General features: G+C 69.3%; 1 protein-coding gene. It reads right to left on the reverse strand.

What is annotated here, in order from left to right; all coding sequences use genetic code 11:
- Window positions 1-183 precede the first annotated feature (183 nt).
- Window positions 184-399, reverse strand: coding sequence for a hypothetical protein (locus tag EXE42_RS16975; protein ID WP_137707060.1), 216 nt, complete (start codon window positions 397-399; stop codon window positions 184-186).
- Window positions 400-436: the final 37 nt, after the last annotated feature.

The following is a 436-nucleotide window of genomic DNA, read 5'->3' on the forward strand; positions in this document are numbered from 1 at the left end:
GTCCGCGGCGGCGGCGAGCAAGAGGAGGGCGCCCGGGACGGCGAGGAGTCGGCGGTCCATCGCGCCGGACGGATTCGGGCGAGCGCGGCATATGCTTTATGCGGTGCGCCCGGCGACGTGGCTGGACCGTCGACCGCCGTGCGGCGACGTTACGGACTCGCCAGACGCTCCGGGTTCGGCCGCTCAGACGCTCTCCGTCGCCGGGTCCTCGCCCCAGTTCCGGCGTCGCAGGTCGGCGAACATCACCACCCCGATCGACAGGAGGCCGGCGCCGACGAACAGCGCCTCTTCGCCTGCCCAGAAGAACGGGACTGCGGGCGCGTACGACGCGGCGATTCCGAGGCACCCCAGCATGAGCATCCCCGCGGTGAACGCCTGAAGCACGGTCTTCGTAGACATGCTACGTGTACGCGTGATAACGAGAAATAGCTGTCTG

This window comes from Halorubrum sp. SP3 (assembly GCF_005435195.1).
In the GTDB taxonomy this organism is placed as follows: Archaea; Halobacteriota; Halobacteria; order Halobacteriales; family Haloferacaceae; genus Halorubrum; species Halorubrum sodomense.